Source organism: Actinomycetes bacterium (genome assembly GCA_022396035.1).
Taxonomy (GTDB): domain Bacteria; phylum Actinomycetota; class Humimicrobiia; order Humimicrobiales; family Humimicrobiaceae; genus Halolacustris.
Genome location: JAIOXO010000005.1, coordinates 62,916 through 80,566 on the forward strand (window position 1 = coordinate 62,916; position 17,651 = coordinate 80,566).

22 protein-coding genes are annotated in these 17,651 nt (G+C 42.8%); 11 read left to right on the top strand and 11 right to left on the bottom strand.

What is annotated here, in order from left to right; genetic code table 11:
- Nucleotide 1: 1 nt before the first annotated feature.
- Nucleotides 2-277, bottom strand: coding sequence for an HPr family phosphocarrier protein (locus K9H14_03070; protein ID MCG9479172.1), 276 nt, complete (start codon nucleotides 275-277; stop codon nucleotides 2-4).
- A 47-nt stretch (nucleotides 278-324) separates the two neighbouring features.
- The gene (locus K9H14_03075) at nucleotides 325-1,920 is read right to left on the bottom strand and encodes a Na/Pi cotransporter family protein (protein MCG9479173.1); all 1,596 of its coding nucleotides are present in this window, start codon (nucleotides 1,918-1,920) and stop codon (nucleotides 325-327) included.
- A 190-nt stretch (nucleotides 1,921-2,110) separates the two neighbouring features.
- Here K9H14_03075 and K9H14_03080 point away from each other — a divergent pair, with 190 nt between their 5' ends.
- Nucleotides 2,111-3,328 (top strand): polymer-forming cytoskeletal protein, encoded by a 1,218-nt coding sequence (locus tag K9H14_03080; protein ID MCG9479174.1) that lies wholly within the window; start codon nucleotides 2,111-2,113, stop codon nucleotides 3,326-3,328.
- Nucleotides 3,329-3,425: 97 nt separating this feature from the next.
- Here the strand turns inward: K9H14_03080 and K9H14_03085 are convergent, their stop codons facing one another.
- Nucleotides 3,426-3,617, bottom strand: coding sequence for a ferredoxin (locus tag K9H14_03085; protein MCG9479175.1), 192 nt, complete (start codon nucleotides 3,615-3,617; stop codon nucleotides 3,426-3,428).
- Between the two features lie 142 nt (nucleotides 3,618-3,759).
- Between K9H14_03085 and K9H14_03090 the strand changes: the two genes are divergently transcribed.
- Nucleotides 3,760-4,140, top strand: coding sequence for a hypothetical protein (locus K9H14_03090; protein MCG9479176.1), 381 nt, complete (start codon nucleotides 3,760-3,762; stop codon nucleotides 4,138-4,140).
- 3 nt (nucleotides 4,141-4,143) lie between these two features.
- Here K9H14_03090 and K9H14_03095 read toward each other — a convergent pair whose 3' ends face one another.
- A complete protein-coding gene (locus tag K9H14_03095; protein MCG9479177.1) occupies nucleotides 4,144-4,533 on the bottom strand; it encodes an EamA family transporter in 390 nt (129 codons plus the stop codon).
- A 372-nt stretch (nucleotides 4,534-4,905) separates the two neighbouring features.
- On the opposite strand from K9H14_03095, the gene K9H14_03100 reads away from it, so the two are divergent.
- Nucleotides 4,906-5,490, top strand: a complete 585-nt coding sequence (locus K9H14_03100; GenBank protein MCG9479178.1) for a DNA-3-methyladenine glycosylase — start codon at nucleotides 4,906-4,908, stop codon at nucleotides 5,488-5,490.
- A gap of 95 nt (nucleotides 5,491-5,585) precedes the next feature.
- Nucleotides 5,586-6,005 (top strand): hypothetical protein, encoded by a 420-nt coding sequence (locus K9H14_03105; GenBank protein MCG9479179.1) that lies wholly within the window; start codon nucleotides 5,586-5,588, stop codon nucleotides 6,003-6,005.
- Here K9H14_03105 and K9H14_03110 read toward each other — a convergent pair.
- Nucleotides 6,002-7,420 carry a tetratricopeptide repeat protein gene (locus K9H14_03110; GenBank protein ID MCG9479180.1) on the bottom strand — a complete coding sequence of 473 codons (1,419 nt, stop codon included), beginning with the start codon at nucleotides 7,418-7,420 and terminating at the stop codon, nucleotides 6,002-6,004. The genes K9H14_03105 and K9H14_03110 overlap by 4 nt on opposite strands.
- Entirely contained in the window at nucleotides 7,368-7,937 is a 570-nt protein-coding gene (locus K9H14_03115) for a GNAT family N-acetyltransferase (GenBank protein ID MCG9479181.1), read from the bottom strand. The genes K9H14_03110 and K9H14_03115 overlap by 53 nt, the downstream gene beginning before the upstream one ends.
- 139 nt (nucleotides 7,938-8,076) lie before the next feature.
- On the opposite strand from K9H14_03115, the gene feoB reads away from it, so the two are divergent.
- Both feoB and K9H14_03125 read left to right on the top strand, forming a co-directional pair.
- On the top strand, nucleotides 8,077-10,122 hold the full coding sequence (feoB, locus tag K9H14_03120; protein MCG9479182.1) for a ferrous iron transport protein B: 2,046 nt from the start codon (nucleotides 8,077-8,079) through the stop codon (nucleotides 10,120-10,122).
- 2 nt (nucleotides 10,123-10,124) lie between these two features.
- Entirely contained in the window at nucleotides 10,125-10,385 is a 261-nt protein-coding gene (locus K9H14_03125; protein ID MCG9479183.1) for a FeoC-like transcriptional regulator, read from the top strand.
- A gap of 1 nt (nucleotide 10,386) precedes the next feature.
- On the opposite strand, the gene K9H14_03130 is transcribed toward K9H14_03125, so the two are convergent.
- On the bottom strand, nucleotides 10,387-11,154 hold the full coding sequence (locus tag K9H14_03130; GenBank protein ID MCG9479184.1) for a slipin family protein: 768 nt from the start codon (nucleotides 11,152-11,154) through the stop codon (nucleotides 10,387-10,389).
- 3 nt (nucleotides 11,155-11,157) lie between these two features.
- A complete protein-coding gene (locus K9H14_03135; protein MCG9479185.1) occupies nucleotides 11,158-12,417 on the bottom strand; it encodes a nodulation protein NfeD in 1,260 nt (419 codons plus the stop codon).
- 271 nt (nucleotides 12,418-12,688) lie between these two features.
- Between K9H14_03135 and K9H14_03140 the strand changes: the two genes are divergently transcribed.
- Nucleotides 12,689-12,853 (top strand): rubredoxin, encoded by a 165-nt coding sequence (locus tag K9H14_03140; GenBank protein MCG9479186.1) that lies wholly within the window; start codon nucleotides 12,689-12,691, stop codon nucleotides 12,851-12,853.
- 7 nt (nucleotides 12,854-12,860) lie between these two features.
- On the opposite strand, the gene K9H14_03145 is transcribed toward K9H14_03140, so the two are convergent.
- Nucleotides 12,861-13,271, bottom strand: a complete 411-nt coding sequence (locus tag K9H14_03145) for a 4Fe-4S binding protein (GenBank protein ID MCG9479187.1) — start codon at nucleotides 13,269-13,271, stop codon at nucleotides 12,861-12,863.
- A complete protein-coding gene (locus K9H14_03150) occupies nucleotides 13,268-14,431 on the bottom strand; it encodes a homocysteine biosynthesis protein (GenBank protein ID MCG9479188.1) in 1,164 nt (387 codons plus the stop codon). The genes K9H14_03145 and K9H14_03150 overlap by 4 nt, the downstream gene beginning before the upstream one ends.
- 183 nt (nucleotides 14,432-14,614) lie before the next feature.
- Here K9H14_03150 and K9H14_03155 point away from each other — a divergent pair, with 183 nt between their 5' ends.
- The 4 genes from K9H14_03155 to K9H14_03170 all read left to right on the top strand — a co-directional run bounded on the left by K9H14_03155 (nucleotide 14,615) and on the right by K9H14_03170 (nucleotide 17,005).
- Complete coding sequence (locus K9H14_03155; GenBank protein ID MCG9479189.1) at nucleotides 14,615-15,466, top strand: ParA family protein; 852 nt, start codon at nucleotides 14,615-14,617, stop codon at nucleotides 15,464-15,466.
- Nucleotides 15,467-15,551: 85 nt separating this feature from the next.
- Nucleotides 15,552-16,034 (top strand): polymer-forming cytoskeletal protein, encoded by a 483-nt coding sequence (locus tag K9H14_03160; GenBank protein MCG9479190.1) that lies wholly within the window; start codon nucleotides 15,552-15,554, stop codon nucleotides 16,032-16,034.
- Between the two features lie 21 nt (nucleotides 16,035-16,055).
- Nucleotides 16,056-16,247, top strand: a complete 192-nt coding sequence (locus K9H14_03165) for a hypothetical protein (protein MCG9479191.1) — start codon at nucleotides 16,056-16,058, stop codon at nucleotides 16,245-16,247.
- Nucleotides 16,248-16,249: 2 nt separating this feature from the next.
- Nucleotides 16,250-17,005 carry a UPF0280 family protein gene (locus K9H14_03170; GenBank protein ID MCG9479192.1) on the top strand — a complete coding sequence of 252 codons (756 nt, stop codon included), beginning with the start codon at nucleotides 16,250-16,252 and terminating at the stop codon, nucleotides 17,003-17,005.
- A gap of 6 nt (nucleotides 17,006-17,011) precedes the next feature.
- Here K9H14_03170 and K9H14_03175 read toward each other — a convergent pair whose 3' ends face one another.
- Nucleotides 17,012-17,482, bottom strand: a complete 471-nt coding sequence (locus tag K9H14_03175) for a polymer-forming cytoskeletal protein (protein MCG9479193.1) — start codon at nucleotides 17,480-17,482, stop codon at nucleotides 17,012-17,014.
- Nucleotides 17,483-17,651 lie beyond the last annotated feature (169 nt).

Consider the following 17,651-nt stretch of genomic DNA (forward strand, 5'->3'; position numbering starts at 1 on the left):
ATCAGTAATTCCTGAGTTTGGAAAATTTATTCTTAAAAAAATAATGGAGCTGCTGATTAACCTCTTGCTCATCTTCACCGCTTATACTTACCCCTATAACCTCTCCGTTCTCCACCCCCAGGCTTAAAACTTCAGTAATATTTTTAGCATTAGCCCTAATGCCATTAAAGGAGAGATATATGTCTGAACTGTAACGGTGACACAGTTCCACCAGCCTGGATGCAGGCCGGGCATGGAGCCCTTCACTGTTTTTAACTTTAATAGAAATATTTTTCATTACACTTACAGATTCTACAACAAAAGTTAAAAAGTGATAAGCAGGGGTTATTCTTTCAAGTTTCTGGAAACTCCATGCAAAAGGTCGCCGATTCTTTCCAGGTGGAGTATGACATCTGCAAACACTACTCCGGACAGGGGCATGCAGGTTCCTTCCTGCAGCCTTATTAAATGACTGGCTCTTACCTTTTCTACTATCTTATCTATTTCTTCTTCTATCTCATCACATTCACGTAAGGCTTCCTGGTTATCATCTACTCCCTCCAGCAGGGTGGTAAACATCTGGTCTGTTTTGGAAAAAGCTGATTCCAGTTCTTTCTGGGCAGTTTCTGAAAAACTCATATTATTTTCTTCTTTCACCAGGAACAGATAAAGTATGCTTTCACAATGGTCAGCTGCCCTTTCCAGATCATAAGCCATATGTAAAAAGCTGGTAAGTTTTTTAGAAAGGCTGGCATTAAGTGATTTCTGGGATATCTTGGTAAGATACCTGATTATATCTTCGGTTATGCTGTCCACGGCAGTCTCCCGGTCCAGCACTTTCTCCTCTATTATAGGTTTGCGTACATACATTCTTTCATGAGCCAGATTCAACATCTCATGGGTAACCTTAGTGACCCTGGCCAGTTCTTTTTTTGCTTGTTCCAAAGCTATGTCCGGGGTCTGAATTAACCTGGTATCCAGATACAGTGCATTCTTATTAATGGTTATATCCTTGCCGGGGAAAATTTTGGTAACCGCTCTTTCAAAAAGCCCCAAAGCAGGAAAAAGAAGGGCAGTAGTGATCAGGTTAAACCCGGTATGGATATTGGCTATCTGTCTGGAAATATCACTTCCACTTATCCCTACTATGAAATGCTGAAGCCTAAAACCGTACAACAGTATAACGAATACTATGGTACCCACGATATTAAACATTAAATGTGAAAAAGCGGTTCTTTTGGCAGTTATGGTGGTCCTAAGCGAGCTTATCAGGGCAGTGGAGCAGGTTCCAATATTATCTCCCAGCAATATGGGAATGGCTGCTTCAATAGGCATCAGTCCCTGGCTGGCCAGTGCTAGAAGCAGGCCGATGGTAGCAGAGCTGCTCTGCAGCAATGTGGTCAGACCAATACCTGCTATGATTCCCAGGAATGGATTTCTGCTGAATATCAGCAGGAAATTTTTAAAAGCCTCATTGGTCTTTAAAGGAGCCAGTGCTTCTTTCATGATAGTCATACCCAGGAACAATAACCCCAGTCCCAGGATGGCCATACCGATATTCTTATACCTTTTTTTCCTGCCGAAAAAGTAAAAGCTAAAACCAATGATTATAATGGGCAGGGAAAGCATATCTATGTTAAAGGATATAATCTGGGCAGTAATGGTAGTGCCGATGTTTGCCCCCATAATAATGCCAATGGCTTGGCGGAGGGTAAGCAATCCGGCATTAACGAAGCCTACAGTCATTACCGAAGTAGCGCTGCTGCTCTGAATAATAACGGTGGTAAAAAGGCCGACCAGCAGGGTGGACCATGATCTTTTGGCCAGTATATTTATAATTGACTTCAGGCGGTTGGAAGTAATTTTCTGCAGGCTGCCGCTTAGACGGTTTATGCCAAATATAAACAGGGACAATCCTGCAAAAACTTCTATTATTAGCATAAAATACATATATTAAAGAAACAGATAAATTATAAAGTTTTAGTAATAATAAAAGAGAATAGAAAAAAATTCTATAAGAAATACAAATTTTTTTTGGGTAATTTATTTCAAAGGCTTAATCCCTTTACTGACAGCCATAATCATATTAAACTAAATTATATTCAGTAAATTTAATGGGGAGTGAGTTAACATGCATAAAAAGCTTTATGCGGTACCAGTTTTAATAATCCTGCTTTTTTTATCCTTGGTTTTTGTATCTGGTTTTTCCTCCAGGGGAGGAGGAGCTATAACCATAACCAATAAGATATCAGATGATCTGTATGCTTTTGGAAACAGTGTTCAGCTGCTGGAGGATGTGGAACAGGATTTTATAACTGCTGGTGGAAATATAAATGTCCAGGCCAATGTAGGGCAGGATCTGATAGCTTCCGGCGGAATGCTGGATATTACAGGTAATATTGGGGATGACGCCCGTATTGCCGGAGGGATAGTGAACATCAATTCGGATATCTCTGATGATCTGGTGGTTGCCGGTGGAAGGGTAACTATTGGAAAAGATGCTACTATCGGTGGAGACCTGGTTATAACCGGCGGAATCCTAAACATAGAAGGCCAGGTAAAAGACAGGGTTTTTGCAACCGGAGGCAATGTGGTTATTGCTGGACAGATAGGAAAAGATGTAAGGGTGGACCAGGTGGATAGTTTAACTGTTTCCTCCAGTGCCAGTATAGGCGGCAACCTTTCATATTCCTCCATGCAACCAGCCAGTATTGCTGAGGGTGCAGAGATTTCTGGCCAGTTAGACTTTGAGCAGATTGAGAAAGAAAGAACTTTAAGAGAGAAAACCAGGATTGGTGCACCTTTTGCAATTTTTACAGCTACCTATATTGGAGGTAAAATCCTGTCATTTATAAGTTTGTTTGTACTGGGAATCCTTCTTATACTGGCCGTGCCCAGGGTGTTTGAGAAATTCAGCCAGAGACTAAGAATATCTCTTGGAAACAGCGTGGGAGCAGGAGCAATAGCCTTTTTTGGTGTGCCGCTGGCTGTGCTGGTGGTATTTATAATATCCATATTTTTTATGGTTACGGTAATAGGGTCAGGCATTGGACTGCTGCTTATGGGGTTGAACCTAATGCTGACTATAGCTTATTTTATCCTGATATACCTGAGTACCATATTTTTAGCTTACCTGCTGGGCAAATCTATATTCTCCCGTTCTTCGATTAATCTCGATCTTTACGGGTGGAAGGTACTGGCTTATCTGGTGGGCCTGGCAATTATAAGTATTGCTTTTGCCATACCATTTATTGGCTGGCTGGCCAGAATAGCAGCTATAATGTTTGGCCTGGGAGGCTTATTCCTGGTGATAAAGGATTGGCTGGCCGGATTATCTAATAAGGCTTAAGCAATAGAAATAAAATGTAAATAGAAAAAAGATAAATAGCCCTGTAATTTACAGGGCTATTTAATGAATGAATATTATATTTTAATCCCCAGACCTATCAGTCAACTATAATCGCTTCAGTGGGGCAGCTTTCTTCTGCTTCCTGGATGCACTCTTCGTCACTCTCATCATAATCGGTCTTGATTAATTCCACGATATCCTTGTCTTCATTAAGCTTAAAAATATCAGGGCAAGTTTCTTCACAAAGTCCGCAACCGGTGCAGAGTTCTTCATCTATTCTTACTTCCATTTACAACCTTTCTTTCAATATTAATTAATTTATATATAGGATACATTTATGTAATATACAAAATTTTCAGGGGTAATTCAATAAATTTTTATTTATTTTTTATTTGTTAATTTTGACTGAAATGTTTAATATAAATGTCACTATGGGAAGTGCTATAAATCTTTTGGTAAAAGGTAAAAACATAAAGTTCAAACTGAATAATACCCGGACAGCTTCCAGGCTGGAGACGGTCCTGCCCCTGGAAGCGAATGCACAGAAATGGGGTAATGAAATTTATTTTTCTATTCCCCTTGAACACCAGCTGGAGCAGGGCAGGGAAATACTTAAGGCTGGAGATATTGCCTTCTGGCCTCCCGGGCAGGCCTTTTGTATATTTTTTGGTAAAACACCGGCGAGCACAGATCAAAGACCCCGGGCGGCCAGCCCGGTCACAGTTCTGGGCCATATAGCTGATGTAGGGGATATAGATAAATTAAAGGAAATAGAACAGGGACAAATTATCAAGCTAAAACTGGCCCCTTAACCGCTACATCCTTAACAGAAACAGCCCGGCTATTACCAGAGCAATTCCTGCCCCCTTGGCTACGGTGATTTTTTCTGCAAGAAATATCAGGGATATAATCAGGGTTATTACCGGGAAAGCAGAAGCTACTGGTACTACCCTGGAGGTTTCTCCCAGCTTGAGGGCATAGTAATAGGCAAAGTGGCCCAGAAGAGAAGCAAAAATGCCTTCCAGCCCTATAAAAGTGGCGCTTTTTAGGTCAAGCATTGCCAGCTGTTTGATGTCTCCTCTAATCAATATGATTACCAGCAAGATGGCAGAGATTACAAAACTCCTGAAAGCCAGGGCTATAAAGGGATTAATTTTCGCCAGACCAAGCTTACCAAAAACAGGAGCAGTTCCCCAGAAGAACATGGTTATAAGGGCCAGAAGGAATGGGTAAAATCGGCCGGTCAATGTTGCCTCCTTCCTGTGTAGAAGATATTATAATTATTAAAATTTTAAACCAATTACCGCTATAAGAAAAAGCCTTTATTTGACTATTAAAAAAGCTGTTGCTATGATTTCGATGTTACATGGAAGCAGCATTAACATTGAAAAGCTGTTTAGAGAGAAGCAAGCCCGGACTTGTAACTTTGTCTTTTTTTACCGGACTGGTTTCCATTATTGTCTCTCTGTTAGGAACAGCCCTGATATTATTAAGCATATTACTATTATAAACAGCAACAGGAAGTTGCCCCGTCTGTATCCGAAAATTGTATTACTGTTGCTGATATTGGACTTTATATGGTACTAACAGCAAAGACATTTACTACCGAATTTTTCGCAAGGGACACCTCATTGGTGGCCAGGGAGCTTCTGGGCCAACTACTGGTTACTGAGAAGGATGGCAGGTGTTCGGCTGTTATTATTGAAACAGAAGCTTATTACGGTTCCCGGGATCCCGCCAGCCATGCCTACCGGGGGCCAACCCCCAGAAACCGACTGATGTTTGGAAAACCGGGGGTGGCTTATGTATATCTGTGTTATGGCATGTATAACCTGTTTAATATGGTTACCCAAGAAAAGGGAACACCGGGAGCAGTCCTTATAAGGGGGGCATTTCCGGTGGAAGGCAGGAAGGTAATGGAGAAGAGGAGGAATACATCCGGAGGCCGTCTGTTGCTGGATGGGCCGGGCAAGCTAACTATGGCTATGGGTATAGGATTAGGGGATAACGGTAAAGACCTTACCTCGGGAGGCAGTGACATATTTCTGGAGGAGTCCAAGAAATTTGCCGGCCTGGCCATAAACCGCACTGGCAGAGTTGGGGTTAAGGTAGGGCAGGATAGGCTGCTGAGGTTTTATATAAACATGGATGAAAGCATATAGGGGTCAATTTGCTGATACCAGGTTGGCCTATATCTATTTGATTGTATTTTTATTTCTAATATAATTAGTTTATATTATTTGGAAGGCGGGAATTTATGATAGATCATCAAAAACTTAAAAAAGCTCCCTATATGACCAAGAGGATGTACATTATAAGGGAAATATGCGAGCTTAACGGCGTAAAGATAGAGTACCTGTTTGGCCTGTTTAATTTTTACAACCAGAAAAACAAGGGTAGATGGTTCTGGCAGAGAGCCCAGTTTACCGGAGTTCTTAAGGATAATTACGATAAATTTAACCAGGTTGCGGACGAGATAGCCAAACAGATGAAAGTAGATGATGAGCAAACTACAAATTCTAAAATACAACAGGCAAGCACCATCCTGGACCAGTTGATGCAGAAGATGGAAAGTAATTTAGAAGTAGACCGGGTCCGTGACCAGGGACATGTGATAGGTTTTCTGGACAACAATCTTAAGAGCCTGATTTATGATGGCTTAAAGGATCTGGATTAAAGCCCTACAGCCAGTAGGTGTTTTCTGCCTGGCTCCAGACTTAAATTTCCAAGCAGGGGTATTGATGGCTGCGTGGAGAATTCTACTGCGACCTGATAGGTTCCAGGCAGCAGCTCAAGTTCGTTAATGGTTCCGGATTTCAGGTCAACTCTTAGATTCTGTGGTCCGGACAGGTATAAGACGGCATCATATATTCCAGTATTTTCAACTTCCAGTATGCTGATGTCTTCAGAATACCTGCCGGCAGGCTCTCCGGTCAGAGACAGGTTACGGTAGTTGATGCTTTCTATAAGGTTTATCTTGCTTTTAACCAGGTAAGAGATATAGTCTTCTGATGATTGGGGATAGTATTCAAAAATAGCCTGGTAGATATAGGCTGACTTTTTATAATCCTGCTGATTGTAAAACTGCAGGCCGGCCTGCTCCAGATAAAACTGGGGCATATCTGAAAATATAACCTCACGATAATGGGATACCCTGAAGGCATCCTGTGGTGAGGCAAACAGTTCGGTTATTTTTAAGAATTCTTCAACTGCAAGCATGTATTCTCTTTCATTCTTCAGTATCAATGCTGTGTTTACATAATTGGCAAACAGCATTTCCTGTGCTCTCTGAGCATATTCACTCTGGGGGTACTGATCTATCAATGTGCTTAAAATTTCATTGGATTTTTCCCTGTTGCCTGCCTGCTTGTAGGCGGTGGCAGCCTTAAAAGTCAGCTCGGGTATTTTGTAATCAGCGATAAATGCTTCATCGGTATCCGGATAATTTTGTTTCAGTTCCTTATAAAGATTTACAGCAGCAAGATAATGGGCAGCCGCAGTACCGTAGTTGTTCTGCTCAAAAGAACTTTCAGCAATACTCAAATGGCACTGGGTATACATTAGGCTGGTCTCCAGATTTGAGTCCAGCAATCCTGAACCAATCCCCTGGTCCAGATAATCTAAAGCCCGGCGGCAGTTGCCGTTGCGGTAATATGCAAAGGGAAGAACTCCCAATGCGCTGTCATGATACCGGCTGCTGGGATATTGTTCTACAATGGTTTCCAGATTAACGATAGCCTGCTGATAATTTTGCTCTTCATAAAAGTTTTGCCCCCTAAGGTTAAGGGCAAATGGACCGAACAGGCTGGATACTACAATACCTGCTATGGATGCTAACAGAAATAATATAAACAAAAACCCTATGGCATTTCTTCTTACCAGGTTAAAAATAGCAAATATAAGGCTCAATACCACTATGCCGATGCTGGCCAGAGGCATATAGTCCCAGAACATGCCCCGGTCGGTGTAGGCCAGGTAGCCAAGACCTACGGCCGTAAGCAAAAAAAGGGCTATAAAGATTATAGAGCCCGGACCGGTTTTATTCCTTTTTCTGTAAGTGTACATCACCTTTAGATGATCCTGGTTTGACATATTCCATAATAAAGGTATCCCAATGCTGCTGATTATAAAAGTGGTCTTTTTTTAGTACCCGTTTTAGTTTAAAACCGCAATTCTGATAAACCTTTATAGCCCGGTTATTGTACTCATAGACATTCAATACAATTTTCTTTATTCCCAGCAGGCCGGTGGCAAAATCAGTTATCATTCTTACTGCATCTGAGCCGTAACCCTTATTCCAGAATTCTTTTTCACCTATTACTATTCCAAACTCAGCTGTTTTTTTAAACCAGTTTATCTTATGCAGCGCACAGTTGCCTATATAACGGCCTTCGGTAGTTTCAATAGCGAAGGCCAGGTCATTGTTGGAGTCCTGTATATATTGGTACCACTGGTCCTCCTGCTTCTGGTCAAAACCCGAGAAATTCTGGCTTAAAAACCTGTTTACCCGGGGATCTTTCAGCCATTTTAAAGATTTTTTTAGATCTTCCTGCTCCAGTTTTCGGATAACAGTTTTTTTCCCTTTAATTTTTTTCGGATATTTTAGCAACTTTATTTAAATCAACAGGCATTGATAATAAAATAGATTCTACAACAAAAATAAAAAAATAAAAAATTTAAGGCAGCAATAGATTGACAGGCCAGGAAAAATAATATAATGTTAAAAAAAAGTTAGGTATTCCTAAAAAATGGAAAAAACTATTAATATAGCTTTGGCCGGAAACCCCAATTCCGGCAAGACCACGGTATTTAACAGCCTAACCGGGTCCAGGCAGCATGTAGGAAACTGGCCGGGGGTTACTGTGGAAAAGAAGGAAGGTATTTCCCACCATGAAGGCTGCTGGTTTAATGTGGTGGACCTTCCGGGGGTCTATAGCCTTTCTGCGCTGTCTCTGGATGAGGTGGTAGCCCGCGACTACATAGTAGAGAGCAGGCCGGATATTGTAGTAGATATAATCGATTCTTCCAATCTGGAAAGAAACCTCTACCTGGCCATGGAATTAATCGAGCTGGGATTTTCTACCAGACTTATATTTGTGTTCAATATGTTTGATATTGTGTTAAAGCGCAATCAAAAAATTGATGTAGAGGGTCTGAGCAGCCTGCTGGGAGTACCCATAATTACGACCATCGGGACTACCGGTAAAGGCATAGACCTTCTAAAGGATAAAATACTGGAGGTTTACAATAATCCCAAACCGCCCCGGCCCAAACCGGTAAACTATGGAAGTGAACTGGAGCATGAAATCAGAAAGCTTTCCCAGCGGCTGGACCGGCAGAAAGATATGAAGGAGAAATTCTCTCTGCGCTGGTTAGCCATAAAACTACTGGAACAGGACCAGTCGGTTATAGATGGGGTAACCAGGACAGACCAGGGCAAGACAGAGGTGCTCCCCTATCTGGATAAGGTAAAAAACCATCTTAACCAGGTATTTGGGGAAAATTCAGATATAGTGATTGCTGACCGCAGATACGGGCATATAAGCGGATTGCTGCGGGAGGTTGGCTATTTTGATACTGCAGTAGACCGCCATACCTTATCAGACCAGATTGATTTAATTACTACCAGCAGGGCTGCCGGCATTCCCATATTTTTGCTGCTCATGTTTATAACTTTTCTGCTTACCTTCCAGGTAGGGGGATATATACAGGGATGGATGGAACAAGGCATAGAGATTATGAGTACCCATCTGGCAGGCTTTATGGTACAGGCAGGAATAAGCAGCTGGGTAATCTCATTACTGATTGACGGCATAATAGGAGGGGTAGGGGGCGTACTGATATTTATTCCCAATATTTTTATCCTCTTCTTTTTGCTGTCTTTTTTAGAAGACAGCGGGTATATGGCCAGGGCCGCATTTATAATGGACAATCTTATGCACAGGATGGGTCTGCACGGCAAATCTTTTATACCACTGGTTATGGGGTTTGGCTGTAATGTGCCAGCAATCATGGCTACCCGTACCCTGGAAGAAAAAAAAGACAGGCTGTTAACCATACTTATTATACCCTTTGTTTCCTGTAGTGCCAGAATACCTATTTATGTGCTTCTGGCAGGGGCTTTTTTCGGTCCCTGGGCGGCGGTAGTTATTTTTTCCCTTTATATTTTGGGCCTGGCAGTGGCAGTGGGTACCAGCAAGCTATTCCATAAGATTTTTTTCAAGGGGCTTTCCAAGCCTTTTGTAATGGAGCTTCCTCCCTATAGGAAGCCTACCATTAAGGGAGCGGTTATACACATGTGGGAAAATGGATCAGAGTTTTTAAAAAAGATGGGTACAGTGATACTTGTTGGTTCGGCTATTATATGGCTTCTGGGGGCGCTTCCCCTGGGAGCAGAGTATGCCAGCCAGGATTCTATTGCAGGAAAGATTGGGCTGTTTATTGCTCCCCTGCTTAAGCCCCTGGGGTTTGGCTGGATAGAAAGTATTGCTCTTTTGTTTGGCTTTGTAGCCAAGGAGATTGTAGTGGGGACCTTTGGCGTGGTGCTGGGGGCTACTGAGGCCGGCCAGCAGGGCCTAACTGAAGCCATACGCAGTTTGATGACCCCACTGAAAGCTTATACTTTTCTGGTATTTACTTTGCTTTATACTCCCTGTCTGGGCACGGTTGCTGCCATTAAAAGGGAAACCGGCTCTTACCGCTGGACTTTTTTCTCTATTGCCTATAGCCTGGCGGTTGCCTGGATAATCTCCTTTATAATATATCAATTAGGATTATTGATAGGATTGGGTTAGCCATGTTAGATGAAGTACTGGATTTTTTTCGCCGCCAGAACAAAACCAAGACCCTGAACCAGCTGGCCAGGGATTTGGGGCTAGAGCCTTCCGCCCTGGAGGGAATACTGGATTACCTGGTAAAAAAGGGAAAATTAAAAGTCGACTACCAGGGCAACGGTCCCGCTGACAGCTGCAGGGGACCGGTAAAAGGCGCCTGTATAAGTTGTCCTTTAAGGAGAAAGAAAAAGGATAAGGACATTAAATACTATTATCTTGCCTAGGCTATTTTCCTTTGCCTATATTGTCTATAAACGACTTCAGGAGATCAATGGGCACCGGAAAGATTATGGTAGAGTTTTGCTCTGCCGCTATTTCCTTTAAGGTCTGTAAAAACCTCAGTTGAACCGAGACTGGGTAGGTGCTCAGAACCTTGGCTGCTTCAGAAAGCCTTTCAGAAGCCTGGAATTCTCCTTCTGCATTGATGATTTTAGCCCTTCTTTCCCTTTCGGCTTCTGCCTGTCGGGCAAAAGCTCTTTGTATGGACTGGGGTAGCTCTACATCCTTGATCTCCACGGTGGAAACCTTAATGCCCCAGGGGTCGGTCTGGTCATCAATTATTTTCTGGAGCTCCTGATTTATTTTATCCCTTTTGGACAGTAGATCATCTAGATCCACCTGCCCAATTATGCTCCTTAAGGTGGTCTGGGCAATCTGTGAGGTGCCTACTATATATTTTTCTATGGCGATTACACTTTTTTCGGGTTCCAGTACCTTAAAATAGACCACTGCATTTACCTTTACCGGGACATTATCCTTGGTTATGATGTCCTGGGGAGGGACATCCATGGTAACAATTCGCAAGTCAACCTTTACCATCTTGTCTACAAAAGGAATTATTATGAAAATACCCGGACCCCTGGTTCCCCTGAGCCGGCCAAACCTGAATATTACTCCTCTCTCGTACTCCTTTAGAATCTTGATAGCTGAAACCAGCAAAATGAATGCTACCAGCGCTACCAGTATTATTATAACTAGTGTTCCTATGTACATCTTCTAACCTCCTTGGTTTATCTGTTTTACATAAAGGGTTAGCCCCCTGATCCTGGTTATGGATACTTTACGTCCTTTTTCTACGCTGCCCTCTTCAGATACAGCTCTCCATATTTCGCCATCTATCTTTACCTGGCCTTGGGGGCTTAAATCAGAAACGGCAGTTGCCTGCCTTCCCACCATGGAAAGGCTTCCGGTTGCAGGTTTTATCCTCCTGGACATATACAGTGCCCTTATGGCTATAACCGCCATCACCGAAATCAGGCCACTGGCACCAATTATAAGGGGTTTGGCAATATTTAGATAGGGTGCAGGACTGTCAATCAGCAACAGCGAGCCTAAAATAAGGCTGATTGCCCCGCAGGCAGAAAGGATGCCTCCGGTCCCTGCTTCAATATCCACTATAAACAATATAACTCCCAGCACTATAATTCCCAGGCCGGCATAATTTACCGGAAGTATGCTGAAAGCATACAGGCCCAGTAACAGAAAGAGCACTCCCAGGGCTCCGGAAATACCCAGCCCCGGCTGGGAAAATTCATAAATTATGCCCAGCATGCCCAACAAAAATAGTATATAGGCGATATTGGGGTTGGCTATGATATGAAGGAAACGGTTAATAAGGCTGGACTCCAGGGGTTCTATGCGGGCATTACTGGTTTTTAAAATATAGTTCTGGCCCTGCTTTTCAACCTGCATATTATCCATATTATCCATAAGCTCATCCAGGCTGGCAGCAGTAAAATCAATTACTTTCAGTTCTAGAGCCTGACTGGCGGTTATGGAATCGCTTTCGGTTACTGCTTTGGCTGCCCACTGGCTGTTTCTGCCCCTGGATTCAGCCAGGTTCTGTATGAAAGCCACTGAATCATTGGTGATTTTTTTCATGGATTCTTCATCGGCCTGGCTGATGCCCATGCTGACCGGGTGGGCAGCCCCTATATGGGTGGAGGGGTGCATGGCCGCTATATCTGCGGCATAGGTTATAAATACCCCCGCTGATGCCGCTCTTGCTCCCTGGGGAGCCACATATACAATAATGGGCACCGGGCTGGCCAGCATGGCTTTTATAATATCCCTCATTGAGGTCTCCAGGCCTCCCGGTGTGTCCATCTGGATTATTAATGCCCTGCCATCCTGCTGGGCCCGGGTTATGCATTTCTCTATATAACTGGAGATCGCAGGATCTATTATGCCTTCAATTTCTGCCAGGTAAAAATCCTCTGTATCCAGCTGGGCAGTGACAGATTCCGGAAAGAGCATAAACAGCAAAAGGATGAACAGAACCAGTAGAACAGGCAGTTTAATTTTAGTTAACCCGCTGATAGTTTTCCTCTTTGCAAAATAATAATTTAAAGCATAACTGCTTTTAAAACTATTTTAGCACAATATATAAACTCTTACCTAAGCGGTAAAAAGAAGCCATAGCCAGCAAGCCCTATCTTATTATGAACAGTGAAAAAAATTATATTTACAACCAATCATTATTTATACATAATAAGGACAATTACTATTAAAACAGAGAGGGTAGCTTATGAATAGGTGGGAATGTCTGGTATGCGGCTATATATATGATCCGCAACAAGGGGATCCGGATAATGATATAAAACCGGGAACTGCTTTTGAAGACTTGCCTGATGACTGGGTATGCCCCGAATGCGGAGCAGAAAAAGACCAGTTTGAAGAGCTGGAAGAATAAATTATGTTTACATATTCAACTTAATTGCATCCAGTGGGCAACTGTTAGCGCAGAGCCCACACAGGATGCATTTTTCTTTGTCGAATATTAATTTTTTGCTTTGTTTATCCAGGCCTAAAGCCTGGGTGATGCAAACAGAGGTGCATAAACCGCAGGATACACACTTTTCCTTATCCACCAATATATCCCTGGCTGCTTCCTGTAAGCTTACTCCTGAACCTTTTAAGAACTTTATTCCCTTGTCGATATTCTCCTGCTGTCCGCTGATCTCTATCAATATTTTACCCTGCATATTGGGAGTTATTTCCGCTCTAAGTATATTGAAGGCCAGGTCATAATCTTTGACCAGCCTGTAGGTTATGGGCTGGGTAACTATGTCTTCGCTAAAGGTTAAAACCAGTTTCCTTTTGTGGTTCACAGCTCCTCCTGGCTTAAAATTTCAAGGCTCTTAAGTTTTTGGTCTGAAGGCAGCGGGGCTACCGGTTCGGTTAGCAGAAACTTTTTGTCGGTTATAAGTTTTTTAAGGTTCTGGGCTATCTCTTTTGCCTTGGAGTAACTGGAGATAGAACCGGTCTGCACCTGTTTGCCGTTAATAGTTATCTGCCCGCTTCGAAGCTGCTGGTAATTAACTTTGCCATAGGAAGGCTTGTTGCGCCTCTGTACCGAATAATCATAAATCTGTGTATATATATCTTCATCTTTTACACCTAAGAATTTAACCATCTCTTCATCCAGAACCGGGATAGGCACACCTATCCCCATGAACATGGTTATCCCGTATCCGTAGAATGAGGCTGCCCGGATGTATTCAATATTCATCTGCTTGATATTTGCAATAACTGCCAGGGTGGCTCCCGGACCTACAGTGGTTCCATTGGCCAGCCTTTCCTGATTGGGGTTATGCTGAGTTCCCTGCCAGGCTATATAGCCGGTAGTCCCCCCTATAAATATCCTGGTCCCTATCCCTATGGTCCGGCAGTAGGGATCATTTAGGAGGGGGTTCAGCTGGCCCGCGCTGCTGTAGGTGGCGCTGCCGAAACGGGGCAGCAGTTTTCCCATATAGGTGTATATGGTTTTATCGGAGGAATTTGTGGCTACAGCATAATTCTGGTATACATTTCTGGGATTAAACAGGTAAGCCTGGTTCAAGGTATCCAGAGTAACATAAGTTTCTATGCTTTTTCGAGGGTAACAGTCGGTCCCATAAGCAGTAGCCCTTAGTTTTACCGGCTTTCCCATAATAAGGTCCTGAATAACATGGGCTCCCCCATAACCGGGGTCTGATTCGGAGAGCTCAGTAGCTCCCAGGTATACATCTACTGCAGCCATACCTGCATAGGCAGGTACATCATTAAGCCATACCCGGGTCATCTTCATGGGCGGGTCCGAATGGCCGAAATTCAGGAATGCTCCCGAGGAGCACATGGGCCCAAAGGTAGCGGTAGTAACCACGTCCACTTCCCGGGCTGCCTTTTTGGCGCCATGTTTTTCCACATAGTCTATAATTTCTTCAGCATCCAGGACCACTACCTGGCCCTGTTTAATTTTTTGGTTGATATCGGCAACTGTTTTAGTCATAAGTAATCCCTTTTTGAATTTAATATTTAATGATACTCAAATATTCTGGTTTTGCAAATAAGTAATCCAGATGGTAGATTAAAAACAATTAACTATACAATAATTGTTATTAAAACAGTATAAAAATGTATAAATTTAGTATAAAATAAATAATAATTTTTCTTTAATGTCTAACTGGAATTTATGAAAAAAGTAGTCTTTTTTAATGCCAAAGGAGGAACCGGAAAAACCACCCTCTGTTATAACTATGGCTGGTATCTTTCCCAGAAGAAAAATAAGAGGGTGCTGATGATGGATTTTGACCCCCAGATAAATCTGGTACAGTCTTTTAATCTGGGGACTTCCAGCAAATATGGAAACAACCTGGAGACCCTTATAAAGAATTTTGTGGAAGGCAAAGAGATAAATCTGCCCAGTTATATCATCAAAGTTGCAGACAACCTGGACCTGCTGCCAGCCTCCAACAGCATATCTCTTATTGAAGAGTACCTGACCGACCATATAATCTCCAGGACATTTACAGAGAGAGTAATATACAGATCAAGGTACAGAAACCAGATAATAAAAAAAGTGCTGGAAGAAAAGATCCCTGAAGACAGGTATGATTATGTGCTGATAGATTCCCAGCCTAATTTTTCGCTTCTATCCACCAGTTCTATCGTATATGCGCGGAATATGTTTGTGGTTATAAAACCGGAGCTGTTTTCCTTTCTGGATATCAAGTACCTCCAGAAAATAATACGAAACCTGGAAAACAATTTTTATGTGAACATTAAAATTGTAGGCATAATTATCAATGCCTATGAAAGGAGAAAAAAGGATGCCCGGTACCTTTCCCGGGAGCTGGAAAGAAAGTATGGGGACACCATAAGGATATACGATAATAAGATAAGGTACCTGTCTGATTACCAGAGGTCCATTTCCGTGGCCAGGAAACCGGTATTTCTGGCTTATCCGGATTCAGAGGCAGCCGGGGAGATGCTGAATTTGTTTTCTGAAATTGTGGCCAGGGAAGATGAATTTTATTACCATTAATTTTGGGGCAGCGGCAATTGTAATAATTCTTAAAAGTAATTAGTATATATTTATTGATAGATTACTATATACAGGGGGGTTGCTTATGGCGTTTCAAGGCAAAGATGATATTGAAGGCAATGATTATCCGGCAACAGGTGAGTCCAGAACATTGCTTACCATCACCGGAGACAGTGCCAAGGTTGAGGGCAAATTTACAATTTCAAAATCCATTGAAATTGACTGCGAGGTTTCCGGGGAACTGGAAGTGGATGGAGAGCTGATAATCCAGAAAAACGGCTATGTTAATGCTGATGTTAAAACCATAAATGCCCAGGTCATAGGTAAATATGAGGGCAACATGGAGGCGGCTGAAAATGTAGAGATCAAAGAAACAGGAGAAGTTTCTGGAAACATCAAGACTGATTCCCTGATTATAAATAAGGGCGGCATATTCAGCGGAAATGTCACCAGGATTAGTTCAGAACAGCCAGAACCGGAACCGGAGCCGGAGCCAGAACCAGTTGACCGGGACCAGGAGATTGATTTGGAAGAACCGGAGTCTGATTCAGAGGATCTGGAACTGTAGAATAATGTAAGGAGAATTTATATGCCTCTGAAACCCAGGTATAGGAATCCTCTGGTGTTAAGTATCGTGTCCACCATATTTTTGATCCCAATCATGATATTGGCCATGTTCCTTTTTGACCATGTCCACTGGGGAATGCTGGCGGTTACGGTGGTAATTTATTTCGTAGTTATTTTCCTCATATTCCTTTATTATGGCGGATTCAGGAAGTAATAGTGTCAGCAGAATCTGATATAAAAATAAACCGGCTTACCACTGACCGGGACCTGTACCGGCAGCGGGTAAGCAGCAGGACAGCTTACCACTGGCAGATAAGTTACAGGTTCACCAACCTTTATATAGCCAGCGATCGCGACATTGCAGATGCTGTGGTTAAGTATCTCCCAAGGTTTTACCGCATTTTAGAGACGGTTGCCACCGAGAATCCATCCTTTCTGAAAGCTTTATCGCCTATAAGCATCAGCGGCAACTATCCACCGATAATTAGCCGCATGATAGCCAGATCCAAGCAGTTTAAGGTAGGGCCCATGGCGGCGGTAGCAGGAGCGGCATGCGATTATCTGGCAGAGAAGGCAGGCAGCAGATGCTCTACATTGATAATTGAAAATGGCGGGGACACCTATATAAAGTCCAAACAGGATATTGTGGCCCAGGTTTTTACTTCCAGCTCCCGGCTGTCAGATAAGATCAAATTAAATATCCCCCACCATATAACCCCCTGCGGGCTTTGCTGTTCTTCGGGACAGTTCGGGCATTCCCTGAGCCTGGGCAAGAGCGAGATTGCATGTGTGCTGGCATCCACTGCCACTGCTGCAGACGCAGCGGCAACTGCTCTGGCCAACCACATACTGGAGGACAGCCATATAGGACCAGCCCTGGACCGGTTTAAGGGGGAGAAAGGCCTGTGGGGCTTGCTGGCGGTAAAGGATAAAAAAATTGGTTTATGGGGCAAACTGGAATTATGTGCTTGATTTGCCTTATCTTCTAAAATCAGGCCTTTGGTCCTGGGGCTGATTGGAAAGCTGCTGGTCTTTGCTGGTTTGTGTTTCAGGCATTATTTGATTTTTTTCCATATTAAAGATTTCGGCATTATCGGATATCTTACTTTCTCCCTTAAATAACCCTCCCTTGGATACAGTGAGCAGGGCATCCTTCTGGGTAAGGTTACCCACAAATTTTCCGGTGGAGGTTATCTCTACTTCCCCCGAAGCAATCATGTCACCCTTAAAATAACCGGCTATAGTGGCATTGGTGGTTTTGATATCGGCCTCAACATGACCTTCCTTGCCTACCACCAGCTCTTTGCCTGAAATAATTTCACCCCTCATATTACCGTCTATCCTGGCGGAGCCGGGGGAATAAATTTTACCCTCGATTCTAACTCCTTCCGCTATGACAGTTAGGGTCTTGCTTGCTTTGCTGTTTTCGTTTTTTGAAAAAATAGGCATAACTCCCTTATGTTATTGGATTTTAAAATCATATTATAACATCTTTTTAATTTAAATGGTTTAGTTTTTGCCTGTGAAATTATAAAATGTATCTTAATTATATTAGTGTCTGGAGATTGATTATGCGAAAGCTTAATTGCCTTATGTGGTTATTATTTCCACTTCTTAT

What these genes read in the sequence shown, in the direction of transcription:
- K9H14_03070 (MCG9479172.1), bottom strand. Translation starts at nt 277, where the DNA reads ATGAAAAATATTTCTATTAAAGTTAAAAACAGTGAAGGGCTCCATGCC.
- K9H14_03075 (MCG9479173.1), bottom strand. Translation starts at nt 1,920, where the DNA reads ATGCTAATAATAGAAGTTTTTGCAGGATTGTCCCTGTTTATATTTGGC.
- K9H14_03080 (MCG9479174.1), top strand. Translation starts at nt 2,111, where the DNA reads ATGCATAAAAAGCTTTATGCGGTACCAGTTTTAATAATCCTGCTTTTT.
- K9H14_03085 (MCG9479175.1), bottom strand. Translation starts at nt 3,617, where the DNA reads ATGGAAGTAAGAATAGATGAAGAACTCTGCACCGGTTGCGGACTTTGT.
- K9H14_03090 (MCG9479176.1), top strand. Translation starts at nt 3,760, where the DNA reads ATGGGAAGTGCTATAAATCTTTTGGTAAAAGGTAAAAACATAAAGTTC.
- K9H14_03095 (MCG9479177.1), bottom strand. Translation starts at nt 4,533, where the DNA reads ATGTTCTTCTGGGGAACTGCTCCTGTTTTTGGTAAGCTTGGTCTGGCG.
- K9H14_03100 (MCG9479178.1), top strand. Translation starts at nt 4,906, where the DNA reads ATGGTACTAACAGCAAAGACATTTACTACCGAATTTTTCGCAAGGGAC.
- K9H14_03105 (MCG9479179.1), top strand. Translation starts at nt 5,586, where the DNA reads ATGATAGATCATCAAAAACTTAAAAAAGCTCCCTATATGACCAAGAGG.
- K9H14_03110 (MCG9479180.1), bottom strand. Translation starts at nt 7,420, where the DNA reads ATGTCAAACCAGGATCATCTAAAGGTGATGTACACTTACAGAAAAAGG.
- feoB (MCG9479182.1), top strand. Translation starts at nt 8,077, where the DNA reads ATGGAAAAAACTATTAATATAGCTTTGGCCGGAAACCCCAATTCCGGC.
- K9H14_03125 (MCG9479183.1), top strand. Translation starts at nt 10,125, where the DNA reads ATGTTAGATGAAGTACTGGATTTTTTTCGCCGCCAGAACAAAACCAAG.
- K9H14_03130 (MCG9479184.1), bottom strand. Translation starts at nt 11,154, where the DNA reads ATGTACATAGGAACACTAGTTATAATAATACTGGTAGCGCTGGTAGCA.
- K9H14_03135 (MCG9479185.1), bottom strand. Translation starts at nt 12,417, where the DNA reads ATGCTCTTTCCGGAATCTGTCACTGCCCAGCTGGATACAGAGGATTTT.
- K9H14_03140 (MCG9479186.1), top strand. Translation starts at nt 12,689, where the DNA reads ATGAATAGGTGGGAATGTCTGGTATGCGGCTATATATATGATCCGCAA.
- K9H14_03150 (MCG9479188.1), bottom strand. Translation starts at nt 14,431, where the DNA reads ATGACTAAAACAGTTGCCGATATCAACCAAAAAATTAAACAGGGCCAG.
- K9H14_03155 (MCG9479189.1), top strand. Translation starts at nt 14,615, where the DNA reads ATGAAAAAAGTAGTCTTTTTTAATGCCAAAGGAGGAACCGGAAAAACC.
- K9H14_03160 (MCG9479190.1), top strand. Translation starts at nt 15,552, where the DNA reads ATGGCGTTTCAAGGCAAAGATGATATTGAAGGCAATGATTATCCGGCA.
- K9H14_03165 (MCG9479191.1), top strand. Translation starts at nt 16,056, where the DNA reads ATGCCTCTGAAACCCAGGTATAGGAATCCTCTGGTGTTAAGTATCGTG.
- K9H14_03175 (MCG9479193.1), bottom strand. Translation starts at nt 17,482, where the DNA reads ATGCCTATTTTTTCAAAAAACGAAAACAGCAAAGCAAGCAAGACCCTA.